The 18,646-nt window shown below is 64.9% G+C and carries 18 protein-coding genes; 13 read left to right on the top strand and 5 right to left on the bottom strand.

Annotated features, from left to right (window positions below; translation table 11 throughout):
• Nucleotides 1-88 precede the first annotated feature (88 nt).
• The 6 genes from recF to gyrB all read left to right on the top strand — a co-directional run bounded on the left by recF (nt 89) and on the right by gyrB (nt 8,313).
• Nucleotides 89-1,216: a DNA replication/repair protein RecF gene (gene recF, locus ACSQ3P_RS30885; protein WP_436169237.1), complete on the top strand. Its 1,128-nt coding sequence runs from the start codon at nt 89-91 to the stop codon at nt 1,214-1,216.
• Between the two features lie 297 nt (nt 1,217-1,513).
• The gene (locus tag ACSQ3P_RS30880) at nt 1,514-2,839 is read left to right on the top strand and encodes a methyl-accepting chemotaxis protein (RefSeq protein WP_436169236.1); all 1,326 of its coding nucleotides are present in this window, start codon (nt 1,514-1,516) and stop codon (nt 2,837-2,839) included.
• A gap of 82 nt (nt 2,840-2,921) precedes the next feature.
• The gene (locus ACSQ3P_RS30875) at nt 2,922-3,536 is read left to right on the top strand and encodes a LysE family translocator (RefSeq protein ID WP_436169235.1); all 615 of its coding nucleotides are present in this window, start codon (nt 2,922-2,924) and stop codon (nt 3,534-3,536) included.
• Nucleotides 3,537-3,543: 7 nt separating this feature from the next.
• A complete protein-coding gene (locus tag ACSQ3P_RS30870) occupies nt 3,544-3,897 on the top strand; it encodes a hypothetical protein (protein WP_436169234.1) in 354 nt (117 codons plus the stop codon).
• Nucleotides 3,898-3,936: 39 nt separating this feature from the next.
• Nucleotides 3,937-5,772 (top strand): DNA helicase RecQ, encoded by a 1,836-nt coding sequence (gene recQ, locus ACSQ3P_RS30865; protein WP_436169233.1) that lies wholly within the window; start codon nt 3,937-3,939, stop codon nt 5,770-5,772.
• A gap of 120 nt (nt 5,773-5,892) precedes the next feature.
• Nucleotides 5,893-8,313: a DNA topoisomerase (ATP-hydrolyzing) subunit B gene (gene gyrB, locus ACSQ3P_RS30860; RefSeq protein WP_436169232.1), complete on the top strand. Its 2,421-nt coding sequence runs from the start codon at nt 5,893-5,895 to the stop codon at nt 8,311-8,313.
• A 95-nt stretch (nt 8,314-8,408) separates the two neighbouring features.
• Here the strand turns inward: gyrB and ACSQ3P_RS30855 are convergent, their stop codons facing one another.
• From ACSQ3P_RS30855 to ACSQ3P_RS30840, 4 genes are all read right to left on the bottom strand, one after another.
• Nucleotides 8,409-8,981, bottom strand: coding sequence for an N-acetyltransferase family protein (locus ACSQ3P_RS30855; protein WP_436169231.1), 573 nt, complete (start codon nt 8,979-8,981; stop codon nt 8,409-8,411).
• Between the two features lie 583 nt (nt 8,982-9,564).
• Nucleotides 9,565-10,347 (bottom strand): 4-hydroxy-2-oxoheptanedioate aldolase, encoded by a 783-nt coding sequence (gene hpaI, locus ACSQ3P_RS30850; RefSeq protein ID WP_436169230.1) that lies wholly within the window; start codon nt 10,345-10,347, stop codon nt 9,565-9,567.
• An 8-nt stretch (nt 10,348-10,355) separates the two neighbouring features.
• Nucleotides 10,356-11,138 (bottom strand): 2-oxo-hept-4-ene-1,7-dioate hydratase, encoded by a 783-nt coding sequence (gene hpaH, locus ACSQ3P_RS30845; protein WP_436169229.1) that lies wholly within the window; start codon nt 11,136-11,138, stop codon nt 10,356-10,358.
• Between the two features lie 68 nt (nt 11,139-11,206).
• A complete protein-coding gene (locus tag ACSQ3P_RS30840; RefSeq protein WP_436169228.1) occupies nt 11,207-12,100 on the bottom strand; it encodes a dioxygenase in 894 nt (297 codons plus the stop codon).
• A 368-nt stretch (nt 12,101-12,468) separates the two neighbouring features.
• Here ACSQ3P_RS30840 and ACSQ3P_RS30835 point away from each other — a divergent pair, with 368 nt between their 5' ends.
• A complete protein-coding gene (locus ACSQ3P_RS30835; protein ID WP_436169227.1) occupies nt 12,469-13,164 on the top strand; it encodes a GntR family transcriptional regulator in 696 nt (231 codons plus the stop codon).
• A gap of 21 nt (nt 13,165-13,185) precedes the next feature.
• Nucleotides 13,186-14,019 (top strand): sugar phosphate isomerase/epimerase family protein, encoded by an 834-nt coding sequence (locus ACSQ3P_RS30830; RefSeq protein WP_436169226.1) that lies wholly within the window; start codon nt 13,186-13,188, stop codon nt 14,017-14,019.
• 31 nt (nt 14,020-14,050) lie between these two features.
• On the opposite strand, the gene ACSQ3P_RS30825 is transcribed toward ACSQ3P_RS30830, so the two are convergent.
• On the bottom strand, nt 14,051-14,722 hold the full coding sequence (locus tag ACSQ3P_RS30825; RefSeq protein WP_436169225.1) for a TetR/AcrR family transcriptional regulator: 672 nt from the start codon (nt 14,720-14,722) through the stop codon (nt 14,051-14,053).
• 250 nt (nt 14,723-14,972) lie between these two features.
• Between ACSQ3P_RS30825 and ACSQ3P_RS30820 the strand changes: the two genes are divergently transcribed.
• The 5 genes from ACSQ3P_RS30820 to aroQ all read left to right on the top strand — a co-directional run bounded on the left by ACSQ3P_RS30820 (nt 14,973) and on the right by aroQ (nt 18,563).
• Nucleotides 14,973-15,641, top strand: a complete 669-nt coding sequence (locus ACSQ3P_RS30820; RefSeq protein WP_436169224.1) for an amino acid ABC transporter permease — start codon at nt 14,973-14,975, stop codon at nt 15,639-15,641.
• A gap of 11 nt (nt 15,642-15,652) precedes the next feature.
• Nucleotides 15,653-16,294, top strand: a complete 642-nt coding sequence (locus ACSQ3P_RS30815; protein ID WP_436169223.1) for an amino acid ABC transporter permease — start codon at nt 15,653-15,655, stop codon at nt 16,292-16,294.
• Nucleotides 16,295-16,382: 88 nt separating this feature from the next.
• Nucleotides 16,383-17,216: a transporter substrate-binding domain-containing protein gene (locus ACSQ3P_RS30810; protein WP_436169304.1), complete on the top strand. Its 834-nt coding sequence runs from the start codon at nt 16,383-16,385 to the stop codon at nt 17,214-17,216.
• A 76-nt stretch (nt 17,217-17,292) separates the two neighbouring features.
• The gene (locus ACSQ3P_RS30805; RefSeq protein WP_436169303.1) at nt 17,293-18,024 is read left to right on the top strand and encodes an amino acid ABC transporter ATP-binding protein; all 732 of its coding nucleotides are present in this window, start codon (nt 17,293-17,295) and stop codon (nt 18,022-18,024) included.
• Between the two features lie 89 nt (nt 18,025-18,113).
• On the top strand, nt 18,114-18,563 hold the full coding sequence (aroQ, locus tag ACSQ3P_RS30800; protein ID WP_436169222.1) for a type II 3-dehydroquinate dehydratase: 450 nt from the start codon (nt 18,114-18,116) through the stop codon (nt 18,561-18,563).
• Nucleotides 18,564-18,646 lie beyond the last annotated feature (83 nt).

Below are 18,646 nucleotides of genomic sequence, written 5' to 3'. Positions count from 1 at the left end.
AATGCTCTAAGCTTTTAGAATCGATCACGTTCTTCGCATTCGGACGGCGCCGTCCGAATGCGACGCGATCGAGCCAGCGTTCGGTGCCGTGACTGCCGTCGCGCGCCTGATCCTCCAGGATTTCCGTTCCTATGAGGCTCTCGATCTGACGATCGAGGGCCAAATCGTTGCGCTTGTCGGCGAGAACGGAGCAGGCAAGACCAATCTTCTGGAAGCACTTTCGCTGTTCGCGCCCGGGCGCGGCCTGCGCCGCGTCGACCTTGCCGACATGGCGCGGCAGGGCGGACCGAGCTCCTTTGCCGTCTCGATCGCGCTCGCCGATGACGGGCCGCGCCTGGGCATGGGGCTGAGCGAACGCGACGGCGAGGGCAAGCGCAGCCGCCTCGCGCGCATCGACGGCGTTCCGGTCGGCTCGGCGCTGGCTTTCAGCGAGTATCTGCGCCTGGTCTGGCTGACGCCGGATGTCGACGGGCTGTTCAGGGGCGCCGCCGGCGACCGCCGCCGCTTCCTCGACCGGCTGGTGCTGGCGGTCGACCCGACGCATGCGACCCGCTCGAACGCGCTGGAGCGCGCCTTGCGCTCGCGCAACCGCGTCCTCGAGGAGACGCCGCATCAGACGCAATGGCTCGATGCCGTCGAGCGCGAGGTCGCCGAGCTCGGCGTCGCGGTTGCCGCCGCCCGCGCCGAGACGGTGGCGCGCTTGAGCGCGATCATCGCGGAGACCCGCGACGACACCTCGCCCTTCCCCTATGCGGCGCTGGCGCTGGCCGGCGAACTCGACACTCTGGTGGCGCAGCGGCCGGCACTCGACGCCGAGGACGAGTACCGCGCCTTGCTGCGGCAGAATCGCGCCCGCGATCGCGCCGCCGGGCGAACGCTGATCGGGCCGCAGGCCTCGGATCTCGAAGTCCGCCACGGGCCCAAGGACATTCCCGCCGAGCTGGGCTCGACCGGCGAGCAGAAGGCGCTTCTGATCGGCCTCGTGCTCGCTCATGCCAGGCTCGTCGCGGCGATGAGCGGCATCACTCCGCTCGTGCTGCTGGACGAGATCGCCGCCCATCTCGACCCGCGCCGGCGGACCGCGCTCTACGACGCCTTGCTCGCGCTCGGCTGCCAGGTCTGGATGACCGGGGCCGATCCGGCGCTGTTCACCGGGCTGCCGGAGGGGTCTGAACGTATCAGGGTTGAGGCCGGTCGGGCGTTGCACATGGTGTGATCGAGATCAGACGTGCCAATTGTGATCGGCGTGGTGATGATTGCGCTTTGAGGGGCGTTCCTCGCCTACAGGGACGTGCGCACGTTGCGATTTTAGAGCATTTTCGAGCGAGGCGGGCACCGGTTGGCGTGAAGAAAATGCGATGAAACAAGAAGATTGAGCATTTCCGCGATTCGGAGAAACGCGGAAATGCTCAACTGACCTGTCTGCGGAGACGGCAAAGCCATCGTCATGCTGGCCGGGAGCGCGCCTCATGGTTGATGGGCGGTTAACCATTCGGTGCCAGTGTCATGGCCCATGCAGCCATCCCCGAACATGTTCTCTGCGTCGGAGAAGGAGATTGCGAGCCGTCTGCTCGCGCTCCTCGCGCCGTATTTCGATGCCTCGATCGAGAAGCTTTACAGTTCGACCTTCGGCCGCGACAAGCTTAACCAGGATCGCCAGCTCCATCGTGACGAGCAGGCCAAATACCGCCTGCTTTTCGCCCTGCAATTCGATGCTGATTACATCGCGGCCAAGCGGCGCATCGTCAGCCGGGCCAACCAGAACGACGTCACGTTGGCGGACTATCCGCTGTTCTTCCTTGAGGATTTCTCGAACTTCCTGTCAGTCATTTTCTCGCGCTGGAAGCGGCGCTGGGGGCCGGTCGACGAAGCGCTGCGCGTGTTCTGCAAATTGATGCTGACCGACATTGCCTACTCGATCGCCCGTTTCGACGAGGCGATCGACTTGCAGACGGGCGAGCGCATCAAGCTGGTTGAACAGGCATTTCGGAGCGGCATCGCCGAGCGCATCTCGGCGATCGAGGTCAGCATGGGCGACATTTCCGGATTCTCCAGCGAGCTGTCGGCCAAGGCCGGTGAAACCCTGTCGGCAGTGGCCGAGACTCAGCGCAAGCCCGAGCAGGTCGCGGCCTCGGTGGCCGAGATCGTTTCCGCCACGCGTGCCTTCGGCGCGTCCTGCGCCGAGATCACGGTCGAGACCGCAATGTCCAGCCGGGCCGCGGATGAGGCCGGGGCGGGCTGCGAGGGGATTGCCAGCAATGTCGCCATGCTCCGGCAGGCCAATGGCCGTATCGGCAGCGTGGTCGAACTGATCCGTAATCTCGCGGCGCAAACCAATCTGCTGGCGCTCAATGCCACCATTGAGGCCGCGCGCGCGGGCGAGGCCGGGCGCGGTTTTGCGGTTGTCGCCGCCGAGGTGAAATCCCTCGCGACGGCGACCAACAGCGCCACGGAGACCATTCGTCAGGGCATCGACGAAGTGGTCAATGCGAGTCTCGCCATCGATGAAGCCGTTGCCCAACTCGGCAGCACCATGCAAGCGATGCAGGCCAGCGCCCGCCTTGTGGCCGAATCCGCAGCCGGTCAAGCCGGGCGCATCGAAGCCATCGCTGCCCAGGCCGAAGCCTCGTCGCTCGGGGTTGATGCAATCGCCCGCCATGCGGCGCTGGTCGAGGGGCTCGCCGGAGAGGCTGCGGTGCTCGCTTACCACACTGATGAACGCATCAAAGCAACCTCCCGGTTGGCGCAGGAACTCGAAAGCTCGATCGCCGTCTTCCTCGGCGAGGTTGCGCAGGTGCGCGCCGACAGGCATCACGCGGTCGTGCGCGAAGCGGTCTGATCGATCAGGCCACGCAATGCGATGGGACGGGGCGCTCCGAGCCTGCTAGCTTTGCGCTCCAACACGGCAATGCGGTGGCCCCATGGCCCTTTCGAGCCTTCTGATTTTCGCCGGCGTCTATTGCCTCGCCGTCGCCTCGCCGGGGCCAGCCATTGCGGCGCTGGTGGCGCGCTCGCTTGCCACCGGCTTTCACCGCTCGCTGCCTTTTGCCGCCGGCATTGCCGCGGGCGATCTGGTCTGGCTCTCGCTGACCGCGATCGGGCTCGCCGTGCTGATGCAGAGCTTCCACGGGCTGTTCATCGCGATCAAATATGCCGGCTGCGCCTATCTGCTCTATCTCGCCTTCAGGCTCTGGACGGCGCCCGCTGGAGCGTTGCAGCAGGCTCCGGCGGCGCGCGGGGAAGGGTGGCGCCTGTTCCTGGGCGGCATCGCGCTGACGATGGGCAATCCCAAGGTCATTGTCTTCTTCCTGTCGATCCTGCCGCTGGTCGTCGACCTCTCCGCTCTGACGCCGCTTGCCTTTGCCGAGATCGCCACGCTGATCACATTGATCATCGGCTCGACCCTGATCGCCTATGCCTATGCGGCCGATCGGGCGCGGCGGCTGGTGGCGAGCCCGCGCGCGCTGCGCCGGATCAACCGGCTGACGGGCGGCGTCATGGCGGGGGCTGCCGCCGCCATCGCCATGCGCAGCTGAAACCTCCGTGCTGCTGGCGGCGGGCCTGCTCGATCTCGGCTTCGCCCTGTTCCATGCGGCGTTCTGGCGGCTCTTCGGCTGGCCGGAGCGGCTCGCGCCATCGGGCGGGCTGAACAGCGCGATCACGCAAACGCTCAATGTGATGCTGAGCTTCGTCTTCGTCGTCTATGGCGCGGCGTTGATCAGCCAGGCGGGAGAGCCCGAGGCATCCTGGCTGCTGCCCGTCGCGGGCGGCCTGTTCTGGCTGCTGCGATTGGCGCTCCAGTTCCTCTGGTTTGATCTGCGCCCGCTCGCATCCAGGTTGATCACGGCGGCCTTCGCCCTGGCGGCCGCGCTTCATCTGTTGGCCGGGCTGTCCTGACGCTGGCAATCCGCGCGGCGGTCGGGCACACCACTCCTCATGCCGCAATCCCGCGAATCAGACGCCCGCGCGATCCTCAAATCCGTCTTCGGCTATGACGAATTCCGTCCCGGCCAATGGGAGGTGATCGCGGCCGCCCTTGCCGGCGAAGACGTCTTCGCCGTGATGCCGACGGGTTCGGGTAAATCGATGTGCTATCAGCTGCCGGCGCTGGTCGCGGGTGGTTTGACGCTGGTGGTTTCGCCATTGATCGCGCTGATGCGCGACCAAGTCGGGCAATTGACGCGGGCCGGCGTCGCCGCCGCCTCGCTCAATTCGATGAACAGCGAAGCGGAGGCCACTGAAGCCTGGGACAAGCTCAATGCGGGCGAATTGCGCCTGCTCTTCGTTTCGCCCGAGCGCCTGGCGGGCGAGGGGCTGGTTTCGCGCCTGCGCCGGCTCGGCGTGACCCGGCTCGCCATCGACGAGGCGCATTGCGTCTCGCAATGGGGCCATGATTTCCGCCCAGAATACCGCCTGCTCGCCAAAGCCCGCGAGGCCCTGGGCGGCGTGCCGGTGACGGCCCTGACCGCGACCGCCGACCGGCAGACGCGCGAGGACATCGCCCAGCAGCTCTTCCCCAAGCCGCCGCACAGCGTCGTCCACTCCTTCGACCGCCCGAATCTGAAGCTCGCCTTCGCACCCAAGGACCAGCCCAAGCGCCAGATCGCCGAGTTCCTGACGCGCCATCGCGGCGGCAGCGGCATCGTCTACTGCTCCTCGCGCGGCCGCACCGAGCGTTTGAGCGAGGGCCTGCGCGAGAAGGGCTACAATGCGCTGCCCTATCATGCGGGCATGGAGCAGGGCCTGCGCAACCGCAATCAGGACATCTTCCTGCAGGAGGACGGCGTCGTTGTCTGCGCCACCATCGCTTTCGGCATGGGCATCAACAAGCCCGATGTCCGCTTCGTCGTCCATGCCGACATGCCAGGCTCGATCGAGAGCTATTACCAGGAGATCGGCCGTGCCGGCCGCGATGGCCTGCCGGCCGACACGCTGACCCTCTACGGCATCGAGGACATGGCGCTGCGCCGCCGCCAGATCGACGAGAAGGCGGTCGAGGACGAGCGGCGCCGGATCGAGCACAAGCGCCTGAACGCCATGATCGACCTGTGCGAATCCGCACTTTGCCGCAGGAGCGCGCTGCTCGCCTATTTCGGCGAGGAGACGCAGACCTGCCGCCATGGTAACGCGCCGATCCGCTGCGATCTCTGCGGCGGCGAGGCCGAATTGACCGACGCTACGCTCGATGCGCGAAAGCTGCTTTCGGCGGTGGCGCGCTCGGGCCAGCGCTTCGGCGCGGGCCATCTTGCCGACATCCTGACGGGCACCATGTCCGAGACCATCCGCCGCCAGAACCATGATGGGCTGAAGACCTTCGGTGTCGGCCAGGACAAGCCCAAGAGCGCCTGGACCGCATTGACGCGAAAACTCTTCGCCGCCGGCGCCCTGGCCGAGGCCAGCGTCGAGCATGGCGGCTTCTGCCTGACCCCGAGGGGCGAGGATATCCTGTTCGGTCGCGAGGCGATCGCGCTTCGGGCCGATCTTCATGCCGATCGCCGTACGCGTCGCGCCGGGCGCGAGGCGGCCCGCGCCGACGGGCTCGACGAGGGCACGGCCGGGCTGTTCGAGCATCTCAGGCAGCTGCGCCTGTCGATCGCCCGCGAGGAGGGCGTCGCGGCCTATATCATCTTCACCGACCGCACCCTGATCGCGATGGCGCGCGAGCGGCCGCTGGGGCTGGAGGCGATGCGCGCGATTGAAGGCGTCGGCGAGCGCAAGCTGACGCAATATGGCGAGACCTTCCTGGAGGCGATCGTCGGGTTCGCGGGCTGATTCAGCCCCGACTCGCGCACGCACGCGTACACGCGTGAAAAAGCCGTCATTACCCCCTATATTCAGCCATACGAATCAAGACGATCGCGGATGCCCGCGCCTCCGCCGAAGGACCACGACATGAGCGATGCTGCCCGCGACCTTGAAGATGCCGCCTATGGCGCCGATTCTATCAAGGTTCTCAAAGGCTTGGATGCGGTGCGCAAGCGCCCCGGCATGTATATCGGCGACACCGATGACGGCTCGGGCCTGCATCACATGGTCTATGAGGTGGTCGACAACGCGATCGACGAGGCACTGGCCGGCCATGCCGACCTCGTCACCGTGACGCTGAATGCCGAGGGTTCGGTCACGGTCACCGATAATGGCCGCGGTATCCCGACCAATATCCACAGCGAGGAAGGCATCTCGGCAGCCGAGGTCATCATGACCCAGCTCCATGCCGGCGGTAAGTTCGACCAGAACTCCTACAAGGTCTCGGGCGGCCTGCACGGCGTCGGCGTCTCCGTGGTGAACGCGCTCTCGGTCTCGCTGAAGCTGCGCATCTGGCGCGGTGGCCAGGAGCATTTCATGGAGTTCCACCATGGCGATGCGGTGGCGCCGCTCGCGGTCGTGGGGCCGGCCGGCGACAAGCGCGGCACGGAGGTGACCTTCACCCCGTCCCAAGAAACCTTCACCATGATCGAGTTCGACTACAAGACGCTCGAACATCGCCTGCGCGAGCTCGCCTTCCTGAATTCGGGCGTCCGCATCGTCCTGACCGACGCCCGCCATGCCGAGGTGGTGCGCGAGGAGTTGATGTATGAGGGCGGCGTCGAGGCCTTCGTGCGCTATCTCGACCGCGCCAAGACCGCGATCATCACCAAGCCGGTGATGCTCTCGGCCGAAAAGGACGGTATCACCGTCGATGTCGCGCTGTGGTGGAACGACAGCTACCACGAGAACGTGCTCTGCTTCACCAACAACATCCCGCAGCGTGACGGTGGCACCCATCTCGCCGGCTTCCGTGCCGCGCTGACGCGCCAGATCACCGGCTATGCCGAGACCTCGGGCATCCTGAAGAAGGAAAAAGTCGCGCTCACCGGCGATGATTGCCGCGAGGGCCTGACCGCGATCGTCTCGGTCAAGGTGCCCGACCCGAAATTCTCCTCGCAGACCAAGGACAAGCTGGTCTCCTCGGAGGTGCGCCCCGTTGTCGAGAACGTCGTCAACCAGGCGCTCTCGACCTGGCTCGAAGAGCACCCGCCCGAGGCCAAGCTGATCGTCGGCAAGGTCGCCGAAGCCGCTGCCGCCCGCGAGGCCGCCCGCAAGGCGCGCGACCTCACCCGCCGCAAGGGCGCGCTCGACATCGCTTCGCTCCCGGGCAAGCTCGCCGACTGTCAGGAACGCGATCCAGCCAAGTCCGAACTCTTCATCGTCGAGGGTGACTCGGCCGGTGGTTCGGCCAAGCAGGGCCGCGCCCGCGAATACCAGGCCGTGCTGCCCCTGCGCGGCAAGATCCTCAATGTCGAGCGGGCGCGCGTCGACAAGATGCTCTCCTCCGAGCAGGTCGGCACGCTGATCATTGCGCTCGGTGCCGGCATTCGCGAAGAGTTCAATATCGAGAAGCTGCGCTACCACAAGATCATCATCATGACCGACGCGGACGTGGACGGCTCCCACATTCGCACCCTGCTCTTGACCTTCTTCTACCGGCAGATGCCGGAGGTGATCGAGCGCGGGCATCTCTTCATCGCCCAGCCGCCGCTCTACAAGGCGGCGCGTGGCAAATCGCAGACCTATCTCAAGGACGAGCGTGCGCTCGAGGATTACCTCGTCGAAACCGCGCTCGACGGCGCGGTCTTCAAGACGAGCGACAGCGCCGAGCGGGCCGGCTCCGATCTGCGCGGCCTGATCGAGGAGGCGCGCGGCATCCGCTTCACCCTTGGGCAATTGCATTCGCGCTATGACCGCCGCGTCGTCGAGCAGATGGCGATCGCCGGCGCGCTTCATTCCTTCTCCGAGGACAGCGAAGCGCAGGCCAACGAGAAGGCAGCCGCCGTCGCGGCGCGTCTCGATGCGATCTCCGACGATCTTGAGCGCGGCTGGGAGGGCAAGGTCGCCGATGGCGGCTTCCTGTTCTCGCGGATGGTGCGCGGCGTGAAGCAGGTTGCGGCGATCGATGCCGGCCTGCTCGCCAGCGCAGAGGCACGCAAGCTCGATGCGTCGAGCGCCTCGCTGCAGGAGGCCTATGCCAAGCCAGGCCTGCTGAGCCGCAAGGGCGACGACCATGCCGTCAACGGCCCGACAGACCTGTTTGACGCCGTGACCGCCATCGGCAAGAAGGGCGTCTCGCTGCAGCGCTACAAAGGCCTCGGCGAGATGAACCCGGAACAGCTCTGGGAAACCACGCTCGACCGCGAAGCCCGCTCGCTGCTGCGCGTCAAGAACGACCAGAACGACGAGGCCGACGACCTCTTCGTCAAGCTGATGGGCGACGTCGTGGAGCCGCGCCGCGAATTCATCCAGAGCAACGCCCTGACCGCTACGGTCGATACCTGAGTTGCGTTGATCCTACGCGGTCGGCCTAGTCACCCTCAAAGGTTGCGATCTCCGTGCCACGCGGCAAGGAGATCGCGCCCGGTAGCGCAGGCGGCTCAATTAGCCTCTGCCAGAGGGAGTTCGATGGCACTATCTGCAAGTCCTGCCGAAGGGTTAAGTTGCTTTCGAATCAGCACCAGGGCGGCATCGTCGGGATAGCTCACCGCAACGAAGCCTTGCTCCCGCTCGAGGTCGATAGCCTCGTGATTCTGGCGGTTTTCCACTGACTCGATCGTCTTGACGCCTTTTGCCTCGGCATATTTGGAGACATGGCGAAGCAGCTCCCAGCCCACGCCTCGGTGCTTGTATTCGGCGCGGATCGAGATCGCCACCTCGCCTTTCTCCAAGGCGGGATCGCAAGCCAGCATGGCTGTGGCGATGATCGTCTTTCCGTCTTCGGCAAAGGCGAGAAAGTTCTCGGTCTGCCGATGGTCGATATGCGTCATGGCGACGAGGCGATCATGGCTCACTTCGCGAACACTGGCGAGAAACCGGAAGCGCAGGTCGTCCGGAGTGACATGGGCGAAGAACTCCGCCAGGCCTTCTTCGTCTTCAAGACGAGCCGGGCGCACGTGAAAGGTTAAACCCGTTCGCGTGGTGATGTCGCAGCTCCAGTCATCCAGTTTCATATCTTTTCTCCTTTACGGGCGCCCAAGCGCTTCCTATGGATCAAGAATTCAGCCGACCTTGGCGACAAGTAATCAGCCACATCCGGTCGATCCTGCCTGCCCGCACGGTCTTGAACGTTCTTTCAAGAATATTGTAATCGGCTTGGGTTTGGATTGAGCGAGATCAATCCGCTGGCGGCCATTCAGTAGAAATGGCTGAATTTCGACGCGAGAACTCGGGTCTAATTCAAGTCCACTGCAGATAGGCGGTGATCTGGCGCTGGTTCCCAGAAGTGGTCTGCGCCAGAAAAAGGGGCTGCCAGAGGCCGCATTCTATCGTCAATTCCCAAGCCAGCAGCCAACTGCCCGCGCTCGCGGAGCGCATGAGTGCGGAGCAGGCCAGCTATCTGCTGGTCCCGTATGGGACGGTGAAGGGGAGTGTCAGACTCTTCCTATTTCATTCGATTGAGGTGCTGATCTGTGTCGGTAGGTCAGTGATACGCAGACCGATGGGCTGCCAAGCCCATCGACAATTCAGGTGAATTTCACAGGGAGAGTCAGGTTTAACTGTTGCTTCCGACGTTGAGGCAGAAGCGATAGCGCTTCAGCTTCGCGCGCTGTGCGGGCCCTTGAACTGCTCGCAGAGCGCTTCTGTCGCCCGAACCAGCATGGCCGCATCGACGCCCACCGCGGTGAAGGTGGTGCCGAGCTCGATGCAGCGTGCGGCGAAGGCGTTGTCGGGCGTCAGGATGCCGGCGGGCTTGCCGCAGGCCCTGATGCGGCCGATCGCCTTCTCGATCAGCGCCTTGACCTCCGGGTGACCGGGCTGGCCGACATGGCCGAGGCTCGCCGCCAGATCGGCCGGGCCGATGAAGACGCCGTCGACGCCATCGACCGAGGCGATCGCCTCCAATTGGTCGAGCGCCTCGCCGGTCTCGATCTGCACGAGCAGGCAGAGCTCCTCATGGGCGCGCCGGCCGTAATCCGCGACGCGGCCGAAGCGGGTTGCCCGCGTTACGCCCGAGACGCCCCTGATGCCCTCGGGCGGATAGCGCATCGCCGAGACCGCGGCCCGCGCCTCCCCGGCGTTCTGGACATAGGGGATCAGCAGGGTCTGCGCGCCGAAGTCGAGCAATCGCTTGATCAGCACGGCGTCGTTGCTGGCTGGCCTCACCACCGCCGAGACCGGATAGGGCGCGACCGCCTGGAGCTGCGCCAGCACGGTCAGCGGATCGCCGGGTGAATGCTCGGTGTCGAGCAGGAGCCAGTCGAAGCCGGAGCCCGCGACCGCCTCGGCCGCATAGCTGCCCGGCAGGCTGCACCACAGGCCGATCTGCGAGCGGCCCTCATTCAGGGCGCGCTTGAAGAGATTGGGCGGGAGTTCCATGGCGAACCTCAACTGAACGAGACGCCGATGGCGCCGAGCGGACCGTAATCGGCCTGGATGACGTCGCCGGCTGCGATGTCGACCGGCCGGGTGAAGGAGCCGGCGAGCACGATCTCGCCCTTCCTCAGCCCCGTTCCGACAGCGTGCAATTTGTTGACGAGCCAGGCAATGCCGGCGGCGGGGTGGCCCATGATCGCGGCCGAGACGCCGGATTCCTCGATGATGCCGTTCTTCGACAGGGTTGCGCCGATCCAGCGGATATCGACATCCATCGGACGGATCGGCCGTCCACCGACCACGATCGCCCCGAAGGCGGCATTGTCGGCGATGGTGTCGGTGATCGCGCGCGGAACCTCGGTGCGGTAATCGATGATCTCGAGCGCTGGCAGCACCATCTCGGTCGCGCGCATGACGTCGTAGATGCGCGCGCCCGGGCCTTCCAGATCCTGCCCCATGACGAAGGCGAGTTCGACCTCCAGGCGCGGCTTGATGAAGTCGCTCGCCTTGATCCGGGCGCCGTCATTGTAGAGCGCGTCGTCGAGGATGCAGCCATAATCCGGCTCGGTCATCTTCGACGCCATTTGCATGGCGCGCGAGGTCAGGCCGATCTTGTGGCCGACCATGCGAGCGCCATTGGCGATTCGCGCCTGCGCCCAGAGACCCTGGATGCGGTAGGCGTCCTCGATCTCGATGCCGGGATAGGTCTTGCTGAGCTGGGGAATCGCCTGGCGCATGCGCTCCGCCTGGAGCAATGCGTCGGCACCCTGTTGGCGCTCGCCTTCGGTCAGCATGATGGTCTCCTGCGCGGCTTGTCGGGCTGGCTTGTCGGACGGGCTTGCGGAATGAAGCGGCGGGTTCGCTACTTGATCGGCGGGCGCGGCAGCACGGTTTCGCCGGGCTCCATCACATAGGTGTAGTCAAGCGCATACCAGGGCGTGGCGATGCCGGCATCGGACGGGTGCGGCTCGTCATGGCGGACATAGTCGCCGAGCAGGGCCCTGGTGACGCCGAACTGGACGTCGGTGTCGATATGGGGATCCTTGGGGTCGTAGACCTGTGAGATCAGGACCTTGAAGCCCGGCTTGACGATCAGCGCATGCAGATGCGCCGGGCGATAGGGATGCCGGTCCTGCATCGCCAGAAGCCGGCCGACGACGCCGTCGGTCGGGATCGGGTAACCGACCATCTTCACGGTGCTGAACCAGAAGCGGCCATCCGCATCGGTGGTGAATTTGCCGCGCAGGTTCATCTCGGCCTGTTCGGGATCCTGATTCTCGTAAAGCCCGACTGGCGAGGCGTGCCAGATATCGACCTCGGCGCCAGCGATGGGCGCCCCGGCCTGGTCGATGACGCGGGCCGTCACCAACAGCGGATCGCCTGGCGTGTCGGAGCGGATGATCGTGCCGCCATTCCTGACATGCGGCGCGTTCAATCGCCAGAATGGGCCGAGCAGCGATTGCGAGGTTTCGGTGTTGCCGCCATCGCCATTGTTGAGCAGGCAGAGCAGGGAGGAGACGCCGAGCGAGCCGGCCATCAGCACCATCTCGTTATGGCTGTCGCTGGTGAGCTTGCCGATCTCGTTCAGGAGCGCGGTCGCTTCGCGAAACTCGATTTCGGTCAGGCGCACGTCGCGGATGAAGGCATGGAGATGGGTCACGAGCGAGGCCAGGATTTCGCGCTGACGCGGGTTTTTCGTGCGCGCCATCACTGCCAGCGCATCGCGCGTCACATCGTGGTGATTCTCGATGATCATGGCGTCCTCCTTGCGCCTTTCCATCAATTAAAATCGATTATCTGTCAACTTGGGTGAGCCGAAGCGGGAGCCGAAGAACTGGTGTCTGCGAGGCGTGTTTTACCGGAATTTGAGATAATACGCTTATTTAAGGCATCAATTTTCGCTGCCTTGTCGGGTATCGACAGCACGAGTTAGGGTCATGTGGTTTTTTAGGCCTTTGAATTTGACATCAATAATCGATTATTATAGCTATCGATAATGGTTGAGCTGGCATGGCTGAAGGGGGTGGCAGCATGAGTTTTGTCGCCGATGAGCCGGCCGATGCATTGGCGTTGGGGGCTGGATTTGCCAGAGGTGGCAGTTCCGCTTCCGAGGAACCCGCATCCATGCCCGGCTCACCGACCCATGGCTCAAGCGACAGCAAGAACACCAAGGCATCGCGTCTGGTCGACCGGCTGCGCGAGGCGATTTTGTCGGGCGAGCTTCGCCCCGGAACCAAGATCAATCTCGACGCGGTCAGGCGCGAACTTGATGTCTCGCTGAGCCCTCTGCGCGAGGCGCTGGCCCGCCTGATCGCGGTCGGCCTGGTCGAACTGCACGACAACAAGGGCTATTCGGTCGCGCCGGTTTCGCTGAGCAATCTGGCGGAAATCACCCGGCTGCGGGTCGAGTTCGAGAGCCTCGCGCTCTCCTCGGCCATCGCCAATGGCGATCTGAGCTGGGAGAGCAACGTCATGCGCACGCTCCACCGCCTCAACCGCACCGAGCGGGTCGCTGGCGACCCGGCGACGCTGGAAGCCTGGGAACACGCCCATCGCGACTTCCACATGACGCTGATCGGAGGCTGCGGCATGCCTCTGCTGCTGAATTTCTGCGCCATGCTGCACAATCTGAACGATCGCTATCGCCGGGTTTTTCTGGTGGCGCAGGGTGGCGATCGCAATGTCGCCGCCGAGCACAGCGAGATCGCGCAGGGCGCGGTGGCGCGCGATGGGACTTACGCCTGCGAGAAGCTGCGCGAGCATATCCTGCGCACCGGCACCAATCTGCGCGCCCGCCTGTCCGATCAGCTTCAGCCCTGAGCCGAGAGGGGTGCGGTCCTGATGCAGCTGTCATCCGCCTCGCCGCCACCACTCGGGATCGCGCATTTCACCACGATCGATGTCGCACCGCTCGACTTCGTCGCCCTTGCCGCGGAGGTCGGCTACGCCACGCTGGGGTTGCGGCTCCACCCGGCTTTCCCGGGCGCCCCGTTCTACGAGATCCGGCCGGGCAGCGCGCTGATGGCCGCGATGCGCGCTTTGCTCGCGAATACGGGCCTGCGCGTCCACGATATCGAATTCGTCGTCATCGACGGCAGCTTCTCGCCGGTCAGCCTGGTGCCGATTCTCGAAAGCGCGGCCGAACTCGGAGCGCAGCGGCTGAGCGTCTGCGGTGACGATCCCGAGCATGGCCGGCTTGTCGCCAACTTCGCCGGGCTCTGCGATCTGGCGGCTGGCTTCGGCCTGGGCGTCGATCTCGAAAACATGCCCTGGCGGCAGGTGGCGACCATACAGGATGCCGCGCGGGTCGTGCTGGAGGCTGGCCGTCCCAATGGCGGCGTGCTCGTCGATGCGCTGCATCTCGCGCGCGGCGGCGGAACCCCGGCGGATCTGCGGGAGATGCCGCGACATCTCATCCGGAGCGCCCAGCTTTGCGATGCAGGTGCGGATCGGCCCGTATCGGTCGAGGCGATCATCCAGGAGGCGCGCGGCGGGCGGTTATTGCCGGGGCAAGGCGTCCTGCCATTGCAGAATCTGCTGGCCGAGCTCCCGGCCGATGTGACGCTCTCGGTCGAGGTGCCCAATCATGGCGTCCCGGCGCTGGAGCACGCACAGGCCGTCTTCGACGCTGCGATGACGGTGATCGCGGCCCGCGATCTGGTTGGATCGGCCTGAGGCGATGACGCAGGCACGCAATCATTGCCCGTCAGCGGCAGACCATCCTCAGCACGGTTTCGATGGCGCTGCGGCGGCGGCGTTCGCGCGCATCGGGGGCTGCCATGTCATGGCCGAAGACCTGGCGGATGCTGGCCTGGTTCGAGACATTGTAGAAGCTCAGCGCGCTGATCGTCAGGTGGATGTCGATCGGGTCGAGCCCCTCCCGGAACAGGCCATCCGCCAGCCCGCGCTCATAGACCTCGCGGATCATGTCGATCGCCGAGAGGTTCAGCACGCTGATCTTGGTGGAGGTCGCGAGATGGCGGCCGTGGTGGATGTTCTCGACCATGACGAGGCGGACGAAATCCGGATTGTCGGCGTGATAATCGAAGGTGAAGCCCGTCAGCGTGGCGATCGCCTCGCGCGGCGGCAGGGCTGCGAGATCCAGGCTGCGCTCGAAGGTGCGGATGCGGGCATAGGCCTCCTCCAGCACGGCCCGGTAGAGCCCCTCCTTGTCGCCGAAATAGTAATAGATCATCCGCTTGCTGTTGGAGGTCTTGGCGGCGATCTCGTCGACGCGGGCGCCACTGAGGCCGTTCTCCACGAATTCGGCGCGCGCCACCGCGAGGATGTCGCGGCGCACCCCTTCGGGATCCTGCGTCCAGCTCGCCGATTTGCGGCGCTTTGCCGGCAGGGGCGGGGCGGTCACCATCCGATTCATCTCGCAACGTTCCAAACCGGTCGCGACCCTAGCGCGCTTGGCGCTGCTGTAAATGGACCAGGCAGTTAATTTCACTTGACCAATTGAACTATCCAGTACAATTGGAGTCACGGATCTATCGCAGGCATGGCGTGCTGTGCGCGCTGAGCTTGAGAGCTCCCGCCAAGGCGCCCGATCAGAGGCGCTGGAAATGACGATATAATGCTCGGACCGACCCGTTCAGAAGGTTGGCCGCTCCAGGGAAAACGCCGTGAACTACACGCTCGACTTCTTGCCCGTCATCGACGGGCTGCCCAGCCTGCTGGCGGCCTGTCTCGGCACGCTCGGATTGGCTCTGGGCGGCATGATCCTCGCGATCATCATCGGCATCGGCGGCGTGATGCTGCGCGATTCCGGCATCAGGCAGGTGCGCTGGCTCGTCATCGCCTTCGTCGAGCTGATCCGCAACACGCCCTTCCTGGTCCAGATCTATTTCATCTATTTCGCCCTGCCGCTCGCCGGCATCCGGCTCGATCCGACGCCGACGGCGATCATCGCGCTCGGCATCAATGGCGGCGCCTACGCGATCGAGATCATCCGCGGCGGCGTGCAATCGATCGGCAAGGGGCAGATCGAGGCCGGTCTCGCGCTCGGCCTGCACAAGGCCCAGGTCTTCCGCCTCATCGTGCTGAAGCCGGCGCTGCGCGCGATCTACCCCTCGCTCACCAGCCAGTTCATCCTGCTGACCCTGACCACGAGCGTGGCCTCGGCGATCGCGGCCTATGAACTGACCTCGGTCGCCCAGAGGATCGAATCCGACAGCTTCCGCAGCTTCGAGGTCTATGGCGCGGTGACGCTGTTCTACCTCGTCATGTCCTGGCTGCTGATGCGGATCTTCGGTCTGATCCAGTCGCGCTATCTCAGCTATCCGGTCAAGTGAGGGAGGGCGTGATGGGTCTCAACGAATTCCTCTTCCTCCTCGCCGGCCTGAAGTGGACGCTGGCTCTGTCGGCCATCGGCTTCCTCGGCGGTGGCGTTGCCGGCCTCATCGTCGCGCTGGCGCGGACCTCGGGCATCGCCCCGCTGGAGCGCGTCGCAGCGGGCTATATCGGCCTGTTCCAGGGCACGCCGCTCCTGATGCAGCTTTTCGTGGTCTATTACGGGCTGGCGCTTGTCGGGCTGAAGCTCGATGCCTGGGTCGCGGTCGCGATCGGCTTCACCCTGCATGCCAGCGCCTATCTCGGCGAGATCTGGCGCGGCTCGATCGAGGCCGTGCCGCGTGGCCAGACCGAGGCCGCCAAGGCGCTGAGCCTGAATTACGTCTCGCGGATGAAGGACGTGATCCTGCCCCAGGCGATCCGCATTTCGCTGCCGGCGACGATCGGCTTCCTGGTGCAATTGATCAAAGGCACCTCGCTGGCAGCCATCGTCGGCTTCACTGAGCTGGCACGCGCCGGCAGCATCGTCTCGAACCAGATTTTCCAGCCCCTGCTCGTCTTCGGCGTCGTCGGCGCCCTCTATTTCGCCATGTGCTGGCCGCTGTCGCTCTACGGCGCCTGGCTCGAACGCCGCCTCGCCACGGCCACGCGGTGAGGCGGCCGGCACAACGCTCTGCCAATGCCTGACTCAACATGCCTGCCCCAACAAGAAGCCAACCCAGGGAGTAAAGACCATGACTGATGTGACCCGCATGACGCTGAACCGCCGTCACCTGCTGCTCGGCGCTTCGGTCGCCATCGCCGCGCCCGCTTTGCTGACCCGGCCCGCGCTGGCGATCACGCCGGCCGAGATCAAGAGCAAGGGCAAGCTCGTGATTGGCATCCAGGGCGACAATCCGCCCTTCGGCTTCGTCAACACCAGCGGCAAGCAGGAAGGTTTTGACGCCGATGTCGGCGAGCTCTTTGCCAAGGAGCTCGGCGTTGCCGTCGAATTCGTGCCGCTCGCCGTGGCCAATCGCATTCCCGCGCTGACCGCCGGCCGCGTCGACATCCTGTTTGCGACCATGGCGATGCTGCCGGAGCGCGCCAAGGCGGTGCAGTTCTCCAAGCCCTATGTCGCGAACTACATCACGCTGGTCGCGCCGAAGGCGACCGTGGTGAAGGCCAATGCCGACATGGGCAAGCTCGTCATCGGCGTGCCGCGCGCCAGCGTCCAGGACGCGCAGATCACCAAGAATGCTCCCGAAGGCACCACGATCCGCCGCTTCGACGACGATGCCGCGACCATCCAATCGCTGCTTTCGGGCCAGGTCCAGGCCGTGGGCGGAAACATGTTCTATGTCCAGCGCCTCAATGCGCAGAAGCCCGATGGTTTCGAAGACAAGCTCGAATTCACGCGGCTCTACAACGGGGCCTGCACGCGGCTCGGCGAGAAGGAGATCAACGCGGCGGCGAACGCCTTCATCGACAAGATCGTGGGCAATGGCGAGCTCGCGAAGATCTACGCGAAATGGATGAAGGTGCCGCTGCCGAACTTCCCCGCCAGCCTCGAAGGCGTCTCCTTCGTCGTCAGCTGACGCCCCCCTCCAGCAGCCGGAGCCCTCAGTCATGACCCGCCATGCCACGACTACGCCCGCCGCCACGGACACGCCCATGATCGTGATGGAGAGCGTCGAGAAATGGTATGGCGGGTTCAAGGCCCTGACCGGCATCAATCTCTCGGTCCGCACAGGCGAGAAGATCGTCCTGTGCGGGCCGTCGGGGTCGGGCAAATCGACCCTGATCCGCTGCATCAACCATCTCGAAGCCTATGAGAAGGGCGCCATCCGCGTCGGCGGCATCGCGCTCGGCGATGATTCCAGCACGATCGACGCCGTCCGGCGCGAGGTCGGCATGGTCTTCCAGAACTTCAACCTGTTTCCGCATCTGACCGTGATGCAGAACTGCACGCTTGCCCCGATGCGAACGCTGCGCCAGAGCCGGAAGGACGCCGAAGCCACGGCGCGCCGCCTGCTCGACCGGGTCAAGATCCTGGAGCAGGCCGACAAATACCCGGCCCAGCTGTCTGGGGGCCAGCAGCAGCGCGTCGCGATTGCGCGCGCCCTGTGCATGGGCCCCAAGGTGATGCTCTTCGACGAACCGACCTCGGCGCTCGATCCCGAAATGGTCAAGGAGGTGCTCGACACCATGGTCGCGCTCGCCGAGGAGGGCATGACCATGATCTGCGTCACCCATGAGATGGGTTTCGCCCGACAGGTCGCCGACCGCGTCATCTTCATGGCTTCAGGCGAGATCGTCGAGGAGGCCCCGCCCGAAATCTTCTTCAGCAAACCCAGCCACGCCCGTACCAAGCAGTTTCTCGGCGAGATCCTGCGTGGGCATTAGAGCCTTGCGCGAAAAAGTGGGTACCGGTTTTTCGCATAAGCAATGCTCTCAACGTTTAGAATCTTGCGCGTCAGCGACCGGAGCCGATGATGAGCCGCCTCGTCTATGTCCTGAACGGCCCCAACCTCAACCTGCTCGGAAAGCGCCAGCCGCATATCTACGGCCATGTCACATTGGCCGATGTCGAAGCCGAATGCCGCAAGCTCGCAGGCGAATTGAAGCTCGACCTCCGCTTCCACCAGAGCAACCGCGAATACGAGATCATCGACTGGATCCACGCGGCGCGGGAGGAGGCTGGCGGCATCGTCATCAACCCGGCAGCCTTCACCCACACCTCGGTGGCGATCCTCGATGCGCTCAACACCTTCGATTCGCCGGTCGTCGAGGTGCACATCTCCAATGTCCATAAGCGCGAGGCCTTCCGGCACCATTCCTATGTCTCGCTGCGGGCCGATGGCGTCATCGCCGGCTTCGGTACGCAAGGCTACACGCTCGCCTTGCAGCGGGTCGCGCGATTGATCGACGAGAAGGCGGCCTGATCGGCATGCGCCATGCCGCGACGGGCGCTATGGTCCGGACCGACTGAAGCGCCGGGATACCGCAGCGAGCCATTGGCGGTCGG

Origin of the sequence: Allobosea sp. LjRoot9 (assembly GCF_964252745.1) — a bacterium.
GTDB lineage: Bacteria > Pseudomonadota > Alphaproteobacteria > Rhizobiales > Beijerinckiaceae > Allobosea.
This window is presented reverse-complemented; position numbering and strand designations above follow the sequence as displayed.

Bases quoted from the DNA above. Each gene is read 5' to 3' on its own strand.
- hpaH (WP_436169229.1), bottom strand. From the start codon at position 11,138: ATGCTGACCGAAGGCGAGCGCCAACAGGGTGCCGACGCATTGCTCCAG.
- ACSQ3P_RS30875 (WP_436169235.1), top strand. From the start codon at position 2,922: ATGGCCCTTTCGAGCCTTCTGATTTTCGCCGGCGTCTATTGCCTCGCC.
- ACSQ3P_RS30855 (WP_436169231.1), bottom strand. From the start codon at position 8,981: ATGAAACTGGATGACTGGAGCTGCGACATCACCACGCGAACGGGTTTA.
- ACSQ3P_RS30840 (WP_436169228.1), bottom strand. From the start codon at position 12,100: ATGATCATCGAGAATCACCACGATGTGACGCGCGATGCGCTGGCAGTG.
- ACSQ3P_RS30805 (WP_436169303.1), top strand. From the start codon at position 17,293: ATGATCGTGATGGAGAGCGTCGAGAAATGGTATGGCGGGTTCAAGGCC.
- ACSQ3P_RS30880 (WP_436169236.1), top strand. From the start codon at position 1,514: ATGCAGCCATCCCCGAACATGTTCTCTGCGTCGGAGAAGGAGATTGCG.
- ACSQ3P_RS30830 (WP_436169226.1), top strand. From the start codon at position 13,186: ATGCAGCTGTCATCCGCCTCGCCGCCACCACTCGGGATCGCGCATTTC.
- hpaI (WP_436169230.1), bottom strand. From the start codon at position 10,347: ATGGAACTCCCGCCCAATCTCTTCAAGCGCGCCCTGAATGAGGGCCGC.
- gyrB (WP_436169232.1), top strand. From the start codon at position 5,893: ATGAGCGATGCTGCCCGCGACCTTGAAGATGCCGCCTATGGCGCCGAT.
- aroQ (WP_436169222.1), top strand. From the start codon at position 18,114: ATGAGCCGCCTCGTCTATGTCCTGAACGGCCCCAACCTCAACCTGCTC.
- ACSQ3P_RS30825 (WP_436169225.1), bottom strand. From the start codon at position 14,722: ATGAATCGGATGGTGACCGCCCCGCCCCTGCCGGCAAAGCGCCGCAAA.
- recQ (WP_436169233.1), top strand. From the start codon at position 3,937: ATGCCGCAATCCCGCGAATCAGACGCCCGCGCGATCCTCAAATCCGTC.
- ACSQ3P_RS30815 (WP_436169223.1), top strand. From the start codon at position 15,653: ATGGGTCTCAACGAATTCCTCTTCCTCCTCGCCGGCCTGAAGTGGACG.
- ACSQ3P_RS30835 (WP_436169227.1), top strand. From the start codon at position 12,469: ATGCCCGGCTCACCGACCCATGGCTCAAGCGACAGCAAGAACACCAAG.